The following is a 19,006-nucleotide window of genomic DNA, read 5'->3' as shown; positions in this document are numbered from 1 at the left end:
CACGGCACAACGACACCGGCCCGCGGAACCGGCGTTCCACGAGCCTCATGGCCGCCCTGTGGCTGCGACCCCTTCGGGGCACCCGAAGACTTTCGGGCGTCGGCCGGCCCTAGACCAGCATGCCCATCGGGTTCTCGATCAGGCGTTTGAAGGCAACCAGCAATTCGGCCCCCAGCGCACCGTCGACGGCGCGATGGTCGGTCGACAGCGTCACCGACATGACGGTAGCGATTTTGATCTTGCCATTCTTGACCACCGCCCGCTCCTCGCCGGCGCCGACCGCCAGGATCGTCGCATGCGGCGGGTTGATGACGGCGGCAAAGTCCTTGATGCCGAACATGCCGAGGTTCGATACAGCCGTGGTGCCGCCCTGATACTCTTCCGGCTTCAGCTTGCGGCTGCGCGCGCGGCTGGCCAGGTCCTTCATCTCGTTGGAGATGGTGGACAGCGTCTTTTCGTCCGCCTTGCGGATGATCGGCGTGATCAGGCCACCGGGGATCGACACCGCAACGCCGACATCGGCATGCTTGTGCTTGACCATGGCGCTTTCGGTCCAYGATGCATTGGCATCCGGCACCGCCTTCAGCGCCAGCGCCATTGCCTTGATCACCATGTCGTTGACCGACAGCTTGTAGGCCGGCACGTCACCCTTTTCGGTCTTCTTGATCGGCGCTGCCGCATTGATCTGCGTGCGCAATGCCAAGAGCGCGTCGAGTTCGCAGTCGAGTGTCAGGTAGAAATGCGGGATGGTGGTCTTGGCCTCGACCAGGCGGCGCGCGATCGTCTTGCGCATATTGTCATGCGGGACGAGTTCGTAAGAGCCTTGCTCGAACAGTTTCAGCACCTGCTCGTCCGACATCGCCTTCACCGGCGCGGTGGCAGCAGCCGGAGCCGCCGGAGCGCCTGCGGGCGCTGCCTTGGCAGCAGGCTTGACGCCGCCACCGGCAATCGCCGCATCGACATCGGCTTTCACCACGCGGCCATACGGGCCGGTGCCTGCAATGGTCGAGAGTGCAATACCCGCCTCACGGGCAAGACGACGCGCCAAGGGTGTTGCGCGCGCAACCGAAGGCGATTTGCCGATCTCCTCCCTAAGGGGGGAGATGCCCGGCAGGGCAGAGGGGGGCGCGACAGGTTGAGCCGCAGGCGCGACATCGCCCCCCTCTGTCGACTTCGTCGACATCTCCTCCACAAGGAGGGAGATCGGCGCCTTGTCGCCATAGGTTTCGCCATCGGCATAGATCCACGCGACAGCCGCGCCGACAGGAATGTCGATCCCCTCCTTCCCGGTGACGTCACGCAGCACGCCGCTGGCCGGCGCATCGATCTCCATCGCCGCCTTGTCGGTCTCGATCTCGAACAGCACATCGCCCTTCTTGACGCTGGCGCCTTCCTCGGCGAACCAGCGCGAGATCTGTCCGGTCGCCATGTCCATGTCGACCTTGGGAAGAATGACTTCGGTCGGCATCGATCAGCGAACCCCTTTCACGAGGTCGCGCGCAGCCGCGATGATCTCGGGCACCTGCGGCACGACAGCCTTTTCCAGCTCCGGATTGTAGGGGATCGGCGTCTCCGCCCCGCCCAGCCGCACGATCGGCGCATCGAGGTAATCGAACGCCTCGCTCTCAGCGATCATCGCGCTGACCTCGGCGCCGATGCCCAGCGTCTTGACCGCTTCGTAGACGCACATCAACCGCGATGTCTTCTTGACGCTGTCGATGACGGTCTGCTTGTCCATCGGCCGGATTGTCCGGAGATCGATGACTTCGATGTCGATGCCTTCGGCTTCCAGCACCGCCGCGGCGTCCAATGCCTTGTGCACCATGATCGAGGTGGCGACGATGGTCAGGTCGCGTCCCTCGCGGCGGATGTCGGCCTTGCCGATCGGCACCGTGTAGTAGCCTTCGGGCACCGGGCCCTTCATCTTGTAGAGCAGCTTGTGCTCGAAGATCATCACCGGGTCGGGATCGGCGACTGCGGCCAGCAGCATGCCCTTGGCATCGTATGGTGTCGCCGGCTGGATGACCTTGAGGCCCGGCACATGGCCGAGCCAGGCCTCGAGGCTCTGGCTGTGCTGGGCTGCGGCACCTGTGCCGGAGCCGGCGGGAAAGCGCATTACCACCGGAACCGAAACCTCGCCCCCGAGCATGAAGCGCATCTTGGCCGCCTGGTTGACGATCTGCTCCATGGCGAGCGTGGCGAAATCGGAAAACTGGAACTCGAAGATCGGCCGCATGCCGGTGAGGGCGGCGCCGACCGCGACGCCCGCGCCACCCAGTTCCGAAATCGGCGTGTCGATCACCCGCTCGCTGCCAAACCGATCGACCAGATCGCCGGTCACCTGGAAGGCGCCGCCATAGACGCCGATATCCTCGCCCATCAGGAAGACGCGTTCGTCCATGTCCATGGCGATCGCCATGGCTTCCTGGATCGCCTGGGCGTAGCTCAGTTCACGCACCATCGCGTCCATCACGCTTGCTCCGTATAGACATAATTGCCGGTGTCGCGCACATCCGGCGACGGGCTCGCCTTGGCGAACTCGATGCCGTCGGCGATCTCCTGTGCCACCGCGCCGCGAATGGCCTCGATGCCCTTGTCGTCGATGAAGCCGAATTCGCGCAGCTCGCTTTCGAACAGGGTGATCGGATCGCGGTTCGACATCCAGTCCTCGATCTCCTCCTTGCTACGATAGCGGTTGCGGTCGCTCTTGGAGTGACCGCGATGGCGATAGGTCTTGGATTCGATCAGCGTCGGCCCCTCGCCGGCGCGTGCACGCTCGACAGCCTTGTACGACGCCTCGGCGACTTCCGAAAAAATATTGCCGTTGACGATGACACCCGGCATCGAATACGCGGCGGCGCGCTCGGCGATGTTCTTGACGGCGGTCGAGCGCGCCGTCGAAGTCGACATGCCGTAGCCGTTGTTCTCGCAGACGAAGATCACCGGCAACTTCCAGACCGAGGCCATGTTCAACGCCTCGTGGAAGGCGCCTTCATTGTTGGCGCCATCGCCGAAGAACGACACCACGACCTTTCCGGTCCTCATCATCTTGGCGGAAAGTGCTGCCCCAACGGCGATCGGAATGCCGCCGCCGACGATGCCATTGGCGCCGAGATTGCCCTTGCCGACATCGGCGATGTGCATCGAGCCGCCACGGCCCTTGCAGTAGCCGGTGGTCTTGCCGAAGAACTCGGCGAACATGCGCTTGACCTCGGCGCCCTTGGCGATGCAGTGGCCGTGGCCGCGATGCGTCGAGGTGATCTGGTCATCCTCGGCGAGCGGCATGCAGATGCCCATGGCGCTGGCTTCCTGGCCGATCGACAAATGCATTGTGCCGTGGATGAGGCCGCGCGTGTAGCACTCCTCCGCGCCCTCTTCGAAGCGCCGGATGAGGTACATCTTGTAGAGCACATTTCTGAGCTGCTCGGCGCTGTACTGTCGATAGACGAAGGGCAGGTTGGCGCGACTGTCGGCGACGGCTTTGCTGGCTCCGGCCATGGTCAGGCTCCCACGGACCCGTAGACGAGCTTGTCCTGGCGGGCACGCAGTTCGGCGATCTTGGAGCCTGGCGCTGGAGCAGCATTCGCATAGGTGATGAGCTCGCCCTTCTTGATCGGCTGGGTCACCGAGCCGCCTTGCAGCAGGCCGCAGGGAATGGCCTTGGCGGCGCCCGCCTCCGGCGCGGTCATAATCCAGGCGCGGTAGCAATATTCGCCGATCGCATCGAGCTTCTCACCCGGCTTCATGTTCTTCTTGGCCACCGCGCAGACTTCGGCCGTCGGCTTGGCCAGCGGGACCATATCCGCCTTGCCGTAGAGCACGACACGGGCGCAGGTCAGCGGCACTTCGAGCGAGGTCAAATGATAGGGGCGGTGGAAGGTGAAATACGGACCCTTGCCCATCTTCAAATCTTCCATGCGCTCCGAAATGCGCGGGTGCGACATGTCGGCGACGACGAAGACGCCAGGCGCGACACCCTTGCCGATCGAGTAGTCGACGACGCCGACCTTCGACAGCACGCCGCCGTCCTTCTGCGGCACCAGGACCTTGGACAGCTCGCCAAGCGTCGCCGCCGGGCCGTGCATGCCGGGCTTGTCGGGAACCAGCCCGGTGGCATTGGCGATCGCCGCCATCTCGACCATGGTCTTGGAGCCATCGACGAATTCGACCAGCATGCGCACATTCATATGCCGGCGCTCGGCCTCCTCCTCATAGTCGGGGGGCGTGGCGTCGATGTTTAGCGGATTGTTCTTGCCCTTGCCGGCGGCGACGATCGGATGGCCCATCGCCGAGACGAATTCGATCAGCTCCATGCAGGACGACGGCTCGTCGCCGGCGCCCAGCGAATAGGTGACGCCCAGCCGGTCGGCCTCACTTTTCAGATAGGCGCCGATGGTGACGTCGGCCTCGACATTCATCATCACCAGATGCTTGCCATGCTCCATGGCGCGCAGGCCGATCTCGGCGCCGACCGCCGGAACGCCTGTGGCGTCGATGACGACATCGATCAGGTCATTGTCGATGACCAGGCTGGCATCGTTGGTGACCGCGATCTTGCCGGCCTCCATCGCCGCCGTCATCGCCGAAGCGTTCGACACTTCGCGCGCATGGCCGGTTTGCTGGAAGGCGATATCCACCGCCTTGCTGGCGGCGGGCAGGTTCAGTTCCGAAATGGCGCCGATCTCGATGCCGGACATATGGGCGACGCGGGTGACGATATCGGTTCCCATCTCGCCGGAGCCGATCAGGCCGATACGGATGGGCTTGCCCGACCTGGCGCGTTCCTCGAGATCGCGGGCAAGGCCCGTCAACGAAACATTGGAAGCCATACCGCTCGTTCCTCCCATAATGCAGGCTATTCAATCGCCTGACGGGTATTGAACATATGTATTTCTGTCAAGACTAATGTGCACATCAGTTGCTTTGTGACGCCCCATTGTGGAGGCTCCGCGTGACCCAAAACAGCCCACCAACGCGGGGGCCGCGCAGCCGTTGCGCAGACAACACACTGGCACGGCTGCGTGCCTCCCGGCACACGGATTCTGGGTAGCTCGTCCACCGGTCGTGGCGATCGCTGCACCACGCCTCTCGACGGTTCAGGCTATAGAACCGGCGGCACCGGGAAATCGTGGAAATGCACGATCACCCCATCCGCATCGATCAAGATCACGGCATAGGCTGGCGGCTCGTGGCCGAGGCTCCAGCCCTGCGAGAAATCGAGCGCGGTTTGATGATTGGTGCTGCGCAGCGTGCTGACGGGAATGCCGCGCCAGCTGCCGGCGATCAGCCGGTGGACGTGTCCGGCAAAGATGTGGCGGACATTGCCGTGGCGCAGCAGTACCTCATGCAAGGCATCGGGATCGGCGAGCATGACACGGTCGAGCTCGGGGATGTGTATCCGAAACGGCGGATGGTGCATGAACAGGAAGACCGGTCGATCGCGAGCCTCCTGCAGTCGCTTATCGAGCCAGTCGAGACGCGCTGCGCACAGTTTGCCTTCGACATGGCCGCTATCCAGCGTATCGAGCAGGATCAGGCGGCCTTCGCTGCTGTCGACGACGCTTTGGACGAAGCCGCGCTCGGCGGTGGCTTGCGGAAACATCTCGAGAAACACCGCCCGGTCGTCATGGTTGCCGAGCATCAGCCGGCAGGGCGGACCGAACTTTGTCAGGCTCTCACTCAGCGCGGCATAGGCGGGGCGCTCGCCGTCATTGGTCAGGTCGCCGGAAATGACCACCAGATCAGCGTCGGCATGGTTGGCGCCGATGTCGGCAAGGCAGGCTTGCAACCTGGAGAGCGGATTGGAGCCGTACAGAAGACCACCCGGCGTCATCAGATGCGGATCGGATATCTGGATGACTTTCATGGACCTGACCGGGATGCTTCCTGCTGGCGGCTTTCCTGTTGACTCCTGGCGGCACCAGCCGGCAAACGAAACGCGTTGACCATCCTCACTGTGCGGTCCAGCCGCCGTCCATGGGCAAGGTCGTGCCGGTGATCTGCTTGGCTGAGTCCGAGCACAGGAACAGCGTCAATGCCGCAAGCTCGTCGACGGTGACAAATTCCTTGGTCGGCTGCGCCGCCAGCAGCACGTCGTGCTTGACCTGTTCCTCGGTCATGCCGCGCGCTTTCATCGTGTCGGGAATCTGCTTTTCGACCAGCGGCGTCCAGACATAGCCCGGCGCGATCGCATTGACCGTGATGCCGTCAAGCGCTGTCTCGAGAGCCACTGTCTTGGTCAGGCCCGCAATGCCGTGCTTGGCCGACACATAGGCCGACTTGAACGGCGAAGCGACCAGCGCGTGCGCGGAAGCCGTGTTGATGATGCGGCCCCATTTGCGCGCCTTCATGCCGGGCAGCGCCGCCTTGATCGCGTAGAAGGCGGCGAGCAAGTTGATGCGGATGATGGCTTCCCATTTGTCGTCCGGGAAGTCCTCGATCGGCGCGACATGCTGAATGCCGGCATTGTTGACCAGGATATCGAGACTGCCGAACGCGGCCTCGGCCTCATGCACCATGGCGCTCACCGCCGCGCCGTCCATCATGTTGGCATCGGAGTAGCGGCACTTGACGCCGAAATCCTTCTCGATGCCGGCGCGCTCCTGTTCGATTGCCGCGGCATCGCCCAGCCCGTTGATGGTGACGTTTGCGCCTTCAGCGGCAAAGGCGCGGGCTATTGCCAGGCCGATACCGCTGGTCGAGCCGGTGACGAGGGCATTCTTCGAAGACAGGGAACCCATGGTGATCTCGCGCGAGGTGGGAGGGAACATGACATATAATTGTGCATCGCAGCATGACAATGGCAGAGCCATGTGTCGATGCGATTACAACCTTGCGACAACGCCGGAGCATGGTTCCTGTCCCTTCGAAGCCGTTGTCGCCGGGGTGACACGGCACTGTCATGGTGCCGTGCAACATAATCGCTGCGCATTCGCGCGGTCATTCCTGACGAAATTTTGCCTGTAAAAGACCTTGGGGGTGCAGCTTGGAAATCGCCGATGTCGTGAAGCGGGCCTATGCGATGCCGCTGACCAATCCGTCCTTCCCGCCAGGGCCGTATCGTTTCTTCGACCGCGAATACGTCATCATTACTTACCGCACGACGCGCGAGGCGCTCGAAGCCGTCGTGCCAGCGCCGCTGGAGATCGACGAGCCGCTGGTCAAGTACGAATTCATCCGCATGCCTGATTCAACCGGCTTCGGCGACTATACCGAGACCGGCCAGGTGATCCCGGTGCGCTACAAAGGCCAGCACGGCGGCTACGTTCATTCGATGTATCTCGACGACGACGCGCCGATCGCCGGCGGGCGTGAACTGTGGGGATTTCCCAAGAAGCTGGCCAGCCCCAAGATCGTGCATGAGGGCGAAGTGGTGGTCGGCACGCTGCACTATGGCAGCGTTCTGTGCGCCACCGGCACCATGGGCTACAAGCACCGGGAGGCCGATCACGATTCCGTGCTTGCCTCGCTGGCTGCTCCCAACTTCCTGGTCAAGATCATCCCGCATGTCGACGGCACGCCGCGCATCTGCGAGCTGGTTCGCTACTACCTCACCGACATCACGCTGAAGGAGGCATGGACGGCGCCCGCGGCACTCGATCTGCGGCCCCATGTCATGGCCGACGTTGCGAAGTTGCCAGTGCTCGACATCGTATCGGCTGTTCATTTCACCGCCGATCTGACGCTCGGGCTGGGCGAGGTGGTTTACGACTACCTCGCTGATCGCAACCCTTCCGAGATCAGCGCAACCCAGCCGGAGAAAATTCGTGCTTGAACGCAACCGCAAGAAGGAGGCCACAGCCACCATCGAGGAAATCTCGGCGCAGTATGACCGCATCGCGCTGGTGTTTCAGGGTGGCGGCGCGCTCGGCGCCTATCAGGCCGGGGTCTATCAGGCACTGGCCGACGCCGGCTGCGAGCCGAGCTGGCTTTCCGGCGTGTCGATCGGCGCCATCAATGCGGCGATCATCGCCGGCAATGAATCAAGCCGCCGCCTGCAGCGTCTCGAGCAATTCTGGCAGACGATCTCGGGCCGCAAGATATGGGCCTATACGCCGGAAGGCGACATCTACCGCGACATCCGCAACCGCACAAGTTCTTGGATGACGATGACCATGGGCCAGCCCGGCTTCTTCAAGCCGCGCAATCCCAATCCCTGGTTCGAACAGCCGGGAGCCGAAGGCGCCACCAGCTTCTATGACACGGCCGAATTGAAGGAGACGCTGGAAAGCCTGATCGACTTCGATATCCTCAACGACGGCAAGAAGCGGCTGAGCGTCGGCGCGGTCAATGTCAGAACCGGCAACTTCGTCTATTTCGACACCGAGAAAGTGCGCATCGAACCGGAGCATATCATGGCCAGCGGCGCGCTGCCGCCGGCCTTCCCGTCGATCCGCATCGAGGGCGAATACTACTGGGACGGCGGCATCGTCTCCAACACGCCGCTGCAATACCTGCTCGACCAGGAGGAGGACCGCTCTTCGCTGGTGTTCCAGGTCGACCTGTTCAGCGCGCGCGGCACCTTGCCACGCGGCATGGCCGACGTGCTGTCGCGGCACAAGGACATCATGTATTCCAGCCGCACGCGCCAGAACACCGACAATTTCCAGCGCATCCATGCGCTGAAGATGAAGCTGCTCGAGGCGCTGAAGCGCGTGCCCGCCGAACTGTTGAAGGATGGTGAAAGAGAGCTGATCGCCGACTATTCGCAGGACGGCGTCGTCAACATCGTCCACCTGATCTACCAGCACAAAGGCTATGAGGGACACGCCAAGGACTACGAATTCTCCGGCACCTCGATGCGTGAGCACTGGGAGATGGGGCTGGAGGACACGCAGCGCACGCTGCGCCATCGCCAGTGGCTGACCCTGCCGACCAATGTCGAGGGCGTCGCCATCCACGATCTGCACCGCGAGGATCCGACCTGAGGTCTTTGCTGGCGCCTTCGTCTGACGAGGGGGCTGGCGAATCCACAGTTTGCCGACCAAAGCCTTTCAGCCGTATTGAAACAAGCCAGACTACCCCAAACGAAAAACGGCGCCGGAACCGGCGCCGTTTTCGTTTCAATAATTGATTGTCCGCTAAAACACCTGGCGGAAGACGATGAACAGCACGAAGGCGAGCGTGATCGAGCACGGCAAGGTCAGCACCCAGGCAAGCAGCAGGTTGCGCACCGTCGACCATTGCAGGCCCGAACCGTTAGCGGCCATCGTTCCGGCGACGCCCGACGACAGCACGTGCGTTGTCGACACTGGCAGTCCGAGCCGGTCGGCCATGCCGATGGTCACCATCGCGACAAGCTCCGCGGCGGCACCCTGGCCATAGGTCAGATGGCTCTTGCCGATCTTCTCGCCGACCGTGACGACGATGCGCTTCCAGCCGACCATGGTGCCGAGGCCGAGCGCCAGGGCAACGGCGACCTTCACCCAGATCGGGATGAACTTCGTCGCGTTGTCGACGGCCTTGTGATAGTCGGTGACCGCTTTCAGATCGGCGGCCTCCATCGGCAGCAACTTCTTCTTGTCGATCAGCTTGAGTGCCTCGCCGATCAGGTAGATGTCATTGCGGGCGTTGCTGACCAGATCGGTCGGCACGTTGTCGACAGTGGCATAGGGCTGCAGGCCCGCTGTCGTGTTGTGGATGTAGGTCTGCAGCGCGACCGTCGTCTGGTCGTTCCAGGTCCGGGTGCGCACGGCATCCTGGACGGCTGCCTTGGCGTCGGTGACGGTGATGCCCGGCTTGACATATTTGCCGAGCGCCTGCTCGACGTTGACGGAAGCGGCTTTGTAGGCCTCGAGATAGTTGATGTCGGGCGTCCGGTTCAGCGCAAAGGCCGTCGGCACGACACCGATCAGGATCAGCATGATCAGTCCCATGCCTTTCTGTCCGTCATTGGAGCCGTGCGCGAAGCTGACGCCAGTGCAGGTGAAGATCAGCAGCCCGCGGATCCACCATGGCGGCGGCGTGTTGCCTTTCGGTGCTTCGTAGAGGGCCGGATTGCGCACGAGCAGCTTCATCGCATAGAGCAGGATCGCCGCGGCGAAGAAGCCGATGATCGGCGACACCAGCAAGGTGATGCCGACATTGGTCGCCTGCGACCAGTCGACACCGCTGGTGGCACTGCCGGCAGGTGCCATGAACTGGTTGGCGAGGCCGACGCCGATGATCGAGCCGACCATCGTGTGCGAGCTCGACGCCGGCAGGCCGAGGAACCAGGTGCCGAGGTTCCACAGGATGGCTGCAACCAGCAGTGCGAACACCATGGCAAAGCCGGAGGAAGAGCCGACCTGCAGGATCAGCTCGACCGGCAGCAGCGAAAGGATGCCGAAAGCGACCGCACCGCTGGAGGTGAGAACCCCGAGGAAATTGAAGGCGCCCGACCACATGACCGCGAATTCGGCCGGCATGGAGCGTGTGTAGATGACCGTCGCCACCGCATTGGCGGTATCATGGAAGCCGTTGACGAATTCGAAGCCGAGCGCGATCAGCAAGGCAATGCCGAGCAGGATCCACGGCACGGTCTTGGCCTCGGCCAGATCCTGGCTGAGCGCGTAGCCGACATAGACGACGCCGACGAGCACCAGCACGCCGAAGGCCGGCAGGAACCACTTCGCGCTACCCGAATTGTGCAGCGGATGATCCGGTCTCGGAATGCCCGCCTCACTAGAAACTATGTCCACCATGTCCCACTCCTATTGCATTGCAGCAAAGAACCGGGACGAACGCTATGTCCGCACAATGAACCCTGTGTGACGATATCGGACACAACTTCCGAGGATATTTCAGGCGAAAAGCCTGGCGCCGACGCTGTCAGGCGCCCCTGGACCGCGTCTTCAGGATCGCCGAAAACAGCGGATCGAAGGCCCGGCTGATCGGCGCCGCGGCGGCACCGAGCGCGATCGACCAGGGATCGGTGGTGCCGAGCTGCAGGCGCGGCAAATTCCGTTCCGGCCGGTCGGCGATCGACGGCAGCAGCGGATGCATCGCCTCGACCAGCCGGCGGGCCAGCGCTTCCGGCGCTCCGCTGGTCAGGATGACAGTCTGCGGATCGAAGATCGTTTCGATGACATGCACGCTCCAACGCAGATCATGCGCCGCACCATCGATCCAGGCAATGATCTTGGGATCCTCGGCCGTGACGAGGCCGTCCATCTGTTGGTAGATGTCGTCGTCGGCCGGATTGAGGCCGAGATGCTGGTAAAGCGAGGCCAGCGACGCGCGATGTTCGAGCGGCGTCGAGCCGGGGCCGGCCGGCGACAGCAGCGCCATGCCGATCTCGCCGGCATTGCCATGGCCGCCGCTGTAGAGCTCGCCGTTCAGGATCAGTCCGGCGCCGATGCCGTAACCGACGTAGAGGCAGACCGCGTGATCGACGCCGTGCGCCGCGCCGACGATGCGCTCCGCCGTCGCGCAGGCGGCGGCGTCGTTCTGCAAGCTGACATTCAGGCCTGTGCCTTCGGCGAGCGTCTCCAGCAGCGGAAATTTCTGCCAGGCCGGCATCATCCATTTATCGTCCGAATTCTTCAGCCCGAAAGGACCCGGCATGGCGACGCCGAGACCGACAAGCCTCTCTTCGGATTGGGCGGACATCTGGGACAGCTCACGCCGGACGCCGCCGACCAGGCCGAGGATCACCTCGACGCCCTTCGACGGCTCATCGAACGGCAGGTTGGCCTCGGCTCGCGCCAGCACGCTGCCGACCAGATCGACGGCGACCGCCCGCGTCAGGTGGCGATCGATCTGCAGCCCGATGGCAAAGGCGCCCTCGGGAACCAGCCTGTAGGGGGTCGAAGGCTGGCCCCTGCCCTTGCGCACCGCCTCGAGGGCAACGACCAGGCCGTCGCTTTCGAGATCCTCGATGATGTTGGAGACGGCCTGCTTGGTGAGTTGCGTCGCCCGCGCCAGGTCGGCGCGCGACAGGGCGCCATTGAGGCGCAGCGCCTCGATCATGACACGACGGTTGTGCGCGCTCGTGCCTTCCTGGTTGGTGCCGCTCTTGGCGCGGATTGGGCTGAAATCGTCCACCGGCGTTTCCCTCTTGACTCCATTAGGATATTGATCGACTAATTAAGTCAAGCGAATTGACTTAATAGCAAACCGACCGCAGAAAAAGACGGCCAAGGCTTTGTGCCGGGCGCCGCCCACGGTCGGGGACCATTGGGTCACGTGACATCAATCCGGGAAGGCAACGCATATATCGCCCGCCCGCCAACATCGGAAATGGGAGAAGAAGATGCTGAAATCGATCGGTAAGACACTCTTGGGCGCAGTCTTTGTCGGAGGATTGCTCGTTCCCCATGCTTTCGCCGAAACGTCCATCAATGCGCTTTTCATGGCGCAGGCCGCCTACAGCGAGGCTGACGTACGCGCCATGACAGACGCCTTCACGAAGGCCAATCCCGACATCAAGGTCAATCTCGAATTCGTCCCCTATGAGGGCCTGCACGACAAGACCGTGCTCGCGCAGGGCTCGGGCGGTGGCTACGACGTCGTGCTGTTCGACGTCATCTGGCCGGCCGAATACGCCACCAACAAGGTGCTGGTCGATGAGTCATCGAAGATCACAGGCGACATGAAGAAGGGCGTGCTGCCCGGCGCCTGGACCACGGTCCTGTATGAAGGCAAGTACTACGGCATGCCGTGGATCCTCGACACCAAATACCTGTTTTACAACAAGGATATCCTGGAGAAGGCCGGCATCAAGGCGCCGCCGAAGACCTGGGAAGAACTCGGCGAACAGGCCAAGATCATCAAGGACAAGGGCCTGCTGAAGACACCGATCGCCTGGAGCTGGTCGCAGGCCGAGGCCGCGATCTGCGACTACGCCACGCTGGTCAGCGCCTATGGCGGCGACTTCCTCAAGGACGGCAAGCCGGACTTCCAGAATGGCCCCGGCGTCGCGGCGTTGAAATACATGGTCGACAGCTACAAGTCGGGCCTCACCAATCCCAATTCCAAGGAATTCCTGGAAGAGGACGTGCGCAAGGTCTTCGAAAACGGTGACGCCGCCTTCGCGCTGAACTGGACCTACATGTACAACATGGCCAACGATCCGAAGGACAGCAAGGTCGCGGGCAAAGTCGGCGTTGTGCCGGCGCCAGGTGTCAGTGGCACCAGCGAGGTGTCGGCCGTCAACGGCTCGATGGGCCTTGGCGTCACAGCGGTCTCCAAGCATCCGGACGAAGCCTGGAAATACATTGAATTCATGACCTCGCAGGCGACGCAAAACCAGTATGCCAAGCTCTCGCTGCCGATCTGGGCGTCGTCCTATGACGACCCGGCGGTGACCAAGGGCCAGGAAGAGCTGATCGCCGCCGCCAAGCTCGGCCTGGCTGCGATGTATCCGCGCCCGACCACGCCGAAATACCAGGAGCTGTCGACCGCCTTGCAGCAGGCGATCCAGGAATCGCTTCTCGGCCAGTCTTCACCGGAAGACGCCTTGAAGACCGCCGCGCAAAACAGCGGCCTCTGAGCACTGTTGTCGTTCAACATGGGCGGCCTTGTGCCGCCCATGTTATGTCCAGATCAAAGATGAACGAAGAAAGGCTGCTCCGATGTCGGGCACCTGGATGACAACCCGTGCATGGTTGCTGATGCTGCCGCTGCTCGTGGTCATGGTCGCCGTCATCGGCTGGCCGCTGGCCGATACCGTCGGGCTTTCCTTCACCGACGCCAAGCTTGTCGGCACGGGCGGCAATTTCGTCGGCTTCGACAATTATGCGAACATGCTGTCCAGCTCGAATTTTTCGCGCACGCTGGTCACCACGACACTCTTCGCGGTGATTTCGGTCGCCGCCGAAATGGTGATCGGCGTTCTCGCAGCACTGCTGCTCAATCAGCAGTTTCATGGCCGCGCCATCCTGCGCGCCTTGATGATCCTGCCCTGGGCGCTGCCGACCGTGGTCAACGCCACGCTGTGGCGGCTGATCTACAATCCCGAATATGGCGCGCTCAACGCTGCCCTCACACAAATGCACCTCATCGATGCCTACCGTTCCTGGCTCGGCGAGCCGGGCACCGCGCTGGCGGCGCTGATCGTCGCCGACTGCTGGAAGAACTTTCCGCTGGTGGCGCTGATCGCGCTGGCCGCGCTGCAGGCAGTGCCACGCGACATTACCGCGGCCTCGCTCGTCGACGGCGCCGGGGCCTTCAACCGCTTCCGCTTCGTCATCCTGCCCTATCTCGCCGGTCCGCTGATGGTGGCGCTGGTGCTGCGCACCATCGAGGCTTTCAAGGTCTTCGACATCATCTGGGTGATGACCCGCGGCGGCCCGGCCAACAGCACGCGCACGCTGTCGATCCTCGTCTACCAGGAGGCCTTCTCCTTCCAGCGCGCCGGATCCGGCGCGTCGCTGGCGCTGATCGTCACCTTGCTCGTCACCGTGCTGGCCGTCGCCTATGCCGCGCTGGTGCGCAAGACCGCCGGGAGTGCCGCCTGATGGAACGCCAGAGCCCGGCCTTCACCATCTTCATCCACGCCTGCGCTTTGCTGCTCGCAGCCGTCATCCTGGCGCCCCTCGCCTGGCTGTTCATCATGAGCATCTCGCCAGCCGCCGACCTTGCCGCCAAGCCGCTGCGCTGGTGGCCGCAAAGTGCTGACTTCTCGCGCTACGGGCAATTGCTGTCGACCGCCGAAAACAGCGCCGGCGCTGCCTTCACCTCCTCGCTGCGCAACAGCCTCGAGATTGCCGGCATGGCGACCATCGCGGCGCTCGCGCTGGCGATCCCGGCCGGCTGGGCCGTCTCGCGCACGCCGTCGATCGGCTGGTCGCTGTCGATGGTCATCGCCACCTACATGTTGCCGCCTGTGGCGCTTGCCGTGCCGCTTTATATGGGCCTGTCGTATCTCGGCCTGCTCAACAATGTCTTCGGCCTGGCGCTGGTCTACCTGACCATACTGGCGCCGTTCACCACCTGGCTGATGAAGTCGGGTTTCGACTCGATCCCGCGGGAAATCGAGGCGGCGGCAATGATCGACGGCGCTGGACTGTTCCAGACGCTGCGCATCATCACGCTGCCGCTGGCGGCACCGGTGATGGCGACATCGGCGCTGTTTGCCGTGCTGCTCGCCTGGGACGAATTCTTCTATGCGCTGCTGTTCACCTCGGACCAGCGCGCGAAGACCCTGACCGTCGCCATCGCCGATTTGGCCGGCGGCCGGGTTTCCGACTACGGATTGATCGCCACGGCCGGCGTGCTGGCAGCCTTGCCGCCGGTGCTGATCGGCCTGGTCATGCAGCGGGCGCTGATCTCCGGCCTGACCAGCGGCGGTGTGAAAGGATGACGATGACCACTGGCAAGAGCCGCCCCGCCGGGCTCATGGCGATCGACCGCGAGATGGCGCGCCAGCATGCCGATGCGATCGCGTCGTTCGAACACAACGCGGCCATGGCGGCAAAGGTCGCCGCCTCGATCCGGCGCAGCGGGCGCCTGTTGCTGCTCGGCATGGGCGGCTCGCATGCCGTCGGCCGCGCCGTCGAGCCGCTCTACCGCGCGCTTGGCATCGATGCGCTGGCACTGCCGCTTTCCGAGCAACTCGGCCAACCGCTGCGACTGGCCGGCAGGACGGTGCTCGTCACCTCGCAGTCCGGTGAGAGCGCCGAGGTCGTCAGATGGTTCTCAGAGGCTGGCGGCACCGCCGATGTTTTCGGCTTGACGCTTGAAGGCGCTTCGTTCCTGGCTCGCACGGTGCCTTGCCTGGTCGGCGCCGGCGGCACCGAACTGGCGTTTGCCGCAACCCGCAGCCTGACCGTGACCTTCGCTTTGCATCTGGCGATCATCGCCGCACTCGGCGAGGATCCGAGTGCCGCGCTTGGCGCTCTGGATCAGCCGCAAGACAACGACATCACACAAGCGCTCGCAGCACTGGCTGGAGTGACAGCCGTCGTCACCTCGGGCCGGCGGTTGCAAGGTCTTGGCGAAGCGCTGGCACTCGGCCTTAGCGAACTGTCGCGCCTGCCGTGCTTTTCGCTCGAGGGCGGCCAGTTGCGTCACGGGCCGATGGAAATGCTCGGCCCGCACGTCGGCGTCATCCTGTTTCGCGGCAACGACCCGACATCGGATCTGGTGACCGCCATGGCCATATCCGTGGTCGAGGCCGGCGCACCGCTCGTCGTCTTCGATTCGTCCGGGCAAACGCCTGTCGCAGGAGCCGTGACGCTTTCCTTCAAACCGGCTTCCGGTATGGCCGCGATCTTCGCCATGCTGCCTCCAGCGCAACGCCTGATGATCGCTTTCGCCGATGCCCGCGTCGACAATGCCGGCACGCCGGTTCGCTCGACCAAGATCACCAGGAGCGAGTGATGCGTCCGCTTGCGGTGATCGGCAACGTCAATGTCGACCTGATTGTCGGCCCGGTAGCGCCGTGGCCTGCCGCCGGAACGGAGACCGTCGTCGATCACGACGAATTGCGCGTCGGCGGCCAGGCAGGCAACAGCGCGCTGGCCTGGCAGGCGTTGGGCGTCGATTTCGCCGTTGCCGCCAATGTCGGCGACGACCAGTTCGGCCGTTGGCTTCGCGAGGCCTTTGGCCGCCGCGCCGAGAAATGGCCGGTCCGTCCTGAAGGCACGACGCTGTCCGTCGGCATGACCCACCCGGACGGCGAGCGGACCTTCTTCACCACACGCGGACATCTGCCGCGCTTCGGCCTCGGCGATGTGTTTTCCGTGCTCGACGGCAGGGCGCTCTCGGGCGGCTACGCGCTGTTGTGCGGCTCTTTCCTGACCGACGATCTCACACGCCATTACGACGCGTTTTTCGACTGGGCGGACAGCAACGGCATTGCCGTCGCGCTCGACACCGGCTGGCCGATCGATGGCTGGACCGAGGCAAATTGCACGGCCACCCGCGCATGGCTGTCGCGCTGCGAGCTGGCGCTGTTCAACGAGGTCGAGACCGTGACCCTGGCCGGAACGCAGAGCCCTGTGGAGGCCGCCCGCGCGATCCGGTCGAGCATGAAGGAAGGCGCGACCTTCGTCGTCAAGCGCGGCCCGCTGGGCGCCATCGCCATCGGCCCGGACGGCGCACTTGTCGAAGCCGTCGCGCCCGATGTCCGGGTGGTCGACACGATCGGCGCCGGCGATGTCTTCAACGCCGCCTTCCTCGCTGCACTGGCGCAGGAGCAGCCGCTGTCGGCCTGTCTCTCCGCCGCGACGCATGTGGCGTCGCGCGCGATTTCCACCTTGCCCCGCAACTATGGTGGGCCGATGCAGTTCAGGGAATCCACACATGAGCGCGCTTGAAATCCGCGACATCCGCAAGAGCTACGGCAGTGTCGAGACGCTGAAAGGCATCGACATCGCGCTGCAGAGCGGCGAATTCCTGGTGCTGCTCGGCTCCTCGGGCTGCGGAAAATCGACGCTGCTCAACATCATCGCTGGGCTGGCCGAGGCGACCAGCGGCGATGTGCTGATCGGCGGCCGCTCGATCCTTGGCGTTCATCCCAAGAACCGCGATATCGCCATGGTCTTCCAGTCCTATGCGCTCTATCCGAACCTGACTGTTCACCGCAACATCGGCTTCGGACTGGAGATGCGCGGGGTCGCCGCCGACGAGCGCAACAGGGCGGTACACGAAGCGGCGAAGCTGCTGCAGATAGAGACCCTGCTCGACCGCAAGCCGAGCCAGCTTTCTGGCGGTCAGCGCCAGCGCGTCGCCATTGGCCGGGCGCTGGTGCGCAAGCCGCAGGTCTTCCTGTTCGACGAGCCGCTGTCCAATCTCGACGCCAAGCTGCGCCTGGAAATGCGCACCGAACTGAAGCGCCTGCACCAGATGCTGCAGACCACGATCGTCTATGTCACCCATGACCAGATCGAGGCAATGACGCTGGCGACCCGCATCGCGGTGATGCGCGACGGCCGGATCGAACAGCTCGGCACGCCCGAAGATATCTACGACCAGCCGGCGACACTCTATGTCGCGGGCTTTGTCGGCGCACCGTCGATGAACATGCTGCAGGCGGTCGTCATCGACGGAAAGCTGGCCATAGCCGATACCGACGTGCGGATACCCGTGCCTGCACGCAATCGACACTCGGTCCGCGACGGCGCACCGGTCGTCGTCGGCATCAGGCCCGAAGCGCTTCGCGTGGCGACCATTGCTGCGACAGACTTGTCATTGCCCGTGGAGATCGAGGTCGTCGAACTGACCGGACCCGAACTGGTCACCACGGCCCGCATCGGTGCACAGCGGCTGACGGCTTGCCTGCCGCCACGGACCCGGCTTGCCAAGGGCCAAACATGCAGCTTCGCCTTCGATGAGACAGCGCTTCGCTTGTTTGACCCGGCAACCGGCAAGGCCTTCCTGGATCAGCCCTGATCGATGTCCTCGCGGGTATGCGGCGACCCCGCAATCTCAAGCAGGGACGACACCAGCAACTGCCGTTCGTCTTTCGAAAGGACATCCGCATCGAAGAGGCTCATGCTGCGCAGCCCTTCTATGGCCAGGTAGCAGACCAGCAACGACTTCAGATCCGGCGTCTCGCCCTTCAGCCGCTCGAAAAGCTGCTGCTTGAACGTCTTTATCGGCGTCATGAAGTCGGGATCCTCGGCGATCGCCGAAAAGATCCAGGATGCCGATGGCCGCTTCTCCTCGCAATCGCTTGCCGACAGCGTGATGTAGACGGCGAGTGGGTTTTTGCCTTTGTCGGCACTGTTTGCGGTTTCGAGCGCTTGCCCGAAGTCACGCAAATAGCCCTCGACCAATCCCTGCATCAACTTGGCCTTGGTCGGGAAATTGTAGAGCAACCCGCCTTTCGATACGCCGGCGCGGCTGGCGACCGCTTCCAGCGACAGGCTGCCGGGCCCGGATTCTCTTGCGACGTCCGCCGCCGCAGCAAGAATCTTCTCGCGCGAATTCGATCTTGGAGCTTTCATGGCCCCTCCCATCGCAAGCTTAGGCCCAATTGACAAGACCGTCCAGACGGTACAGTAAGACCGCCGTTATTTGAAATCGGGACCCGCAGTCGATATGTGTCCCGATGTCCGCGCTTCGCGCCGGATTTCGGCTG

17 protein-coding genes are annotated in these 19,006 nt (G+C 63.5%); 8 read left to right on the top strand and 9 right to left on the bottom strand.

The features are described from left to right. Positions 1-109 precede the first annotated feature (109 nt). From AC1D08_RS16915 to AC1D08_RS16890, 6 genes are all read right to left on the bottom strand, one after another. Positions 110-1,468 (bottom strand): pyruvate dehydrogenase complex dihydrolipoamide acetyltransferase, encoded by a 1,359-nt coding sequence (locus AC1D08_RS16915; RefSeq protein ID WP_477423591.1) that lies wholly within the window; start codon positions 1,466-1,468, stop codon positions 110-112. A gap of 3 nt (positions 1,469-1,471) precedes the next feature. Further along, positions 1,472-2,470 (bottom strand): alpha-ketoacid dehydrogenase subunit beta, encoded by a 999-nt coding sequence (locus tag AC1D08_RS16910; RefSeq protein WP_477423589.1) that lies wholly within the window; start codon positions 2,468-2,470, stop codon positions 1,472-1,474. Then, on the bottom strand, positions 2,470-3,498 hold the full coding sequence (locus tag AC1D08_RS16905; RefSeq protein ID WP_457154468.1) for a thiamine pyrophosphate-dependent dehydrogenase E1 component subunit alpha: 1,029 nt from the start codon (positions 3,496-3,498) through the stop codon (positions 2,470-2,472). Before AC1D08_RS16905 ends, AC1D08_RS16910 begins: the two co-directional genes overlap by 1 nt. A 2-nt stretch (positions 3,499-3,500) precedes the next feature. Then, complete coding sequence (locus AC1D08_RS16900; protein WP_477423588.1) at positions 3,501-4,829, bottom strand: NAD(P)H-dependent oxidoreductase; 1,329 nt, start codon at positions 4,827-4,829, stop codon at positions 3,501-3,503. A gap of 272 nt (positions 4,830-5,101) precedes the next feature. Next, entirely contained in the window at positions 5,102-5,866 is a 765-nt protein-coding gene (locus AC1D08_RS16895; protein WP_457154466.1) for a phosphodiesterase, read from the bottom strand. A gap of 85 nt (positions 5,867-5,951) precedes the next feature. Further along, positions 5,952-6,740 carry a 3-hydroxybutyrate dehydrogenase gene (locus tag AC1D08_RS16890; protein WP_477423586.1) on the bottom strand — a complete coding sequence of 263 codons (789 nt, stop codon included), beginning with the start codon at positions 6,738-6,740 and terminating at the stop codon, positions 5,952-5,954. Positions 6,741-6,985: 245 nt separating this feature from the next. Between AC1D08_RS16890 and AC1D08_RS16885 the strand changes: the two genes are divergently transcribed. Next, positions 6,986-7,774, top strand: coding sequence for an acetoacetate decarboxylase (locus tag AC1D08_RS16885; RefSeq protein ID WP_457154597.1), 789 nt, complete (start codon positions 6,986-6,988; stop codon positions 7,772-7,774). Continuing rightward, the gene (locus AC1D08_RS16880; protein WP_457154598.1) at positions 7,767-8,927 is read left to right on the top strand and encodes a patatin-like phospholipase family protein; all 1,161 of its coding nucleotides are present in this window, start codon (positions 7,767-7,769) and stop codon (positions 8,925-8,927) included. The genes AC1D08_RS16885 and AC1D08_RS16880 overlap by 8 nt, the downstream gene beginning before the upstream one ends. 153 nt (positions 8,928-9,080) lie before the next feature. On the opposite strand, the gene AC1D08_RS16875 is transcribed toward AC1D08_RS16880, so the two are convergent. Together AC1D08_RS16875 and AC1D08_RS16870 are read right to left on the bottom strand one after the other, a co-directional pair. Continuing rightward, positions 9,081-10,682, bottom strand: a complete 1,602-nt coding sequence (locus AC1D08_RS16875; RefSeq protein ID WP_477423584.1) for an inorganic phosphate transporter — start codon at positions 10,680-10,682, stop codon at positions 9,081-9,083. Between the two features lie 127 nt (positions 10,683-10,809). After that, entirely contained in the window at positions 10,810-12,024 is a 1,215-nt protein-coding gene (locus AC1D08_RS16870; RefSeq protein ID WP_477423582.1) for an ROK family protein, read from the bottom strand. Positions 12,025-12,232: 208 nt separating this feature from the next. Between AC1D08_RS16870 and AC1D08_RS16865 the strand changes: the two genes are divergently transcribed. The 6 genes from AC1D08_RS16865 to AC1D08_RS16840 all read left to right on the top strand — a co-directional run bounded on the left by AC1D08_RS16865 (position 12,233) and on the right by AC1D08_RS16840 (position 18,315). Then, positions 12,233-13,471 carry an extracellular solute-binding protein gene (locus tag AC1D08_RS16865; RefSeq protein ID WP_095089244.1) on the top strand — a complete coding sequence of 413 codons (1,239 nt, stop codon included), beginning with the start codon at positions 12,233-12,235 and terminating at the stop codon, positions 13,469-13,471. Positions 13,472-13,553: 82 nt separating this feature from the next. Continuing rightward, a complete protein-coding gene (locus tag AC1D08_RS16860; protein WP_095089246.1) occupies positions 13,554-14,438 on the top strand; it encodes a carbohydrate ABC transporter permease in 885 nt (294 codons plus the stop codon). Then, positions 14,438-15,283 (top strand): carbohydrate ABC transporter permease, encoded by an 846-nt coding sequence (locus AC1D08_RS16855; RefSeq protein ID WP_095089248.1) that lies wholly within the window; start codon positions 14,438-14,440, stop codon positions 15,281-15,283. The genes AC1D08_RS16860 and AC1D08_RS16855 overlap by 1 nt, the downstream gene beginning before the upstream one ends. Next, positions 15,280-16,302 carry an SIS domain-containing protein gene (locus tag AC1D08_RS16850; protein ID WP_457151564.1) on the top strand — a complete coding sequence of 341 codons (1,023 nt, stop codon included), beginning with the start codon at positions 15,280-15,282 and terminating at the stop codon, positions 16,300-16,302. Before AC1D08_RS16855 ends, AC1D08_RS16850 begins: the two co-directional genes overlap by 4 nt. Next, on the top strand, positions 16,302-17,240 hold the full coding sequence (locus tag AC1D08_RS16845; RefSeq protein ID WP_457151565.1) for a PfkB family carbohydrate kinase: 939 nt from the start codon (positions 16,302-16,304) through the stop codon (positions 17,238-17,240). Before AC1D08_RS16850 ends, AC1D08_RS16845 begins: the two co-directional genes overlap by 1 nt. Continuing rightward, positions 17,227-18,315 (top strand): ABC transporter ATP-binding protein, encoded by a 1,089-nt coding sequence (locus AC1D08_RS16840; protein ID WP_457151566.1) that lies wholly within the window; start codon positions 17,227-17,229, stop codon positions 18,313-18,315. The genes AC1D08_RS16845 and AC1D08_RS16840 overlap by 14 nt, the downstream gene beginning before the upstream one ends. Here the strand turns inward: AC1D08_RS16840 and AC1D08_RS16835 are convergent. Then, positions 18,306-18,872: a TetR/AcrR family transcriptional regulator gene (locus AC1D08_RS16835; protein WP_095089256.1), complete on the bottom strand. Its 567-nt coding sequence runs from the start codon at positions 18,870-18,872 to the stop codon at positions 18,306-18,308. The two genes, AC1D08_RS16840 and AC1D08_RS16835, sit on opposite strands and share 10 nt — an antisense overlap. Between the last annotated feature and the right edge of the window lie 134 nt (positions 18,873-19,006).

The organism is Mesorhizobium sp. P2_E6 (assembly GCF_056403835.1).
Note: the sequence above shows the minus strand (reverse complement) of the source record. Positions and strands in the feature narration are given on the sequence as shown.

Excerpts from the sequence above, each read along its gene's own strand:
- AC1D08_RS16910 (WP_477423589.1), bottom strand. The coding sequence starts at position 2,470 with ATGGACGCGATGGTGCGTGAACTGAGCTACGCCCAGGCGATCCAGGAA.
- AC1D08_RS16905 (WP_457154468.1), bottom strand. The coding sequence starts at position 3,498 with ATGGCCGGAGCCAGCAAAGCCGTCGCCGACAGTCGCGCCAACCTGCCC.
- AC1D08_RS16900 (WP_477423588.1), bottom strand. The coding sequence starts at position 4,829 with ATGGCTTCCAATGTTTCGTTGACGGGCCTTGCCCGCGATCTCGAGGAA.
- AC1D08_RS16895 (WP_457154466.1), bottom strand. The coding sequence starts at position 5,866 with ATGAAAGTCATCCAGATATCCGATCCGCATCTGATGACGCCGGGTGGT.
- AC1D08_RS16890 (WP_477423586.1), bottom strand. The coding sequence starts at position 6,740 with ATGGGTTCCCTGTCTTCGAAGAATGCCCTCGTCACCGGCTCGACCAGC.
- AC1D08_RS16875 (WP_477423584.1), bottom strand. The coding sequence starts at position 10,682 with ATGGTGGACATAGTTTCTAGTGAGGCGGGCATTCCGAGACCGGATCAT.
- AC1D08_RS16865 (WP_095089244.1), top strand. The coding sequence starts at position 12,233 with ATGCTGAAATCGATCGGTAAGACACTCTTGGGCGCAGTCTTTGTCGGA.
- AC1D08_RS16860 (WP_095089246.1), top strand. The coding sequence starts at position 13,554 with ATGTCGGGCACCTGGATGACAACCCGTGCATGGTTGCTGATGCTGCCG.
- AC1D08_RS16855 (WP_095089248.1), top strand. The coding sequence starts at position 14,438 with ATGGAACGCCAGAGCCCGGCCTTCACCATCTTCATCCACGCCTGCGCT.
- AC1D08_RS16850 (WP_457151564.1), top strand. The coding sequence starts at position 15,280 with ATGACGATGACCACTGGCAAGAGCCGCCCCGCCGGGCTCATGGCGATC.
- AC1D08_RS16845 (WP_457151565.1), top strand. The coding sequence starts at position 16,302 with ATGCGTCCGCTTGCGGTGATCGGCAACGTCAATGTCGACCTGATTGTC.
- AC1D08_RS16840 (WP_457151566.1), top strand. The coding sequence starts at position 17,227 with ATGAGCGCGCTTGAAATCCGCGACATCCGCAAGAGCTACGGCAGTGTC.
- AC1D08_RS16835 (WP_095089256.1), bottom strand. The coding sequence starts at position 18,872 with ATGAAAGCTCCAAGATCGAATTCGCGCGAGAAGATTCTTGCTGCGGCG.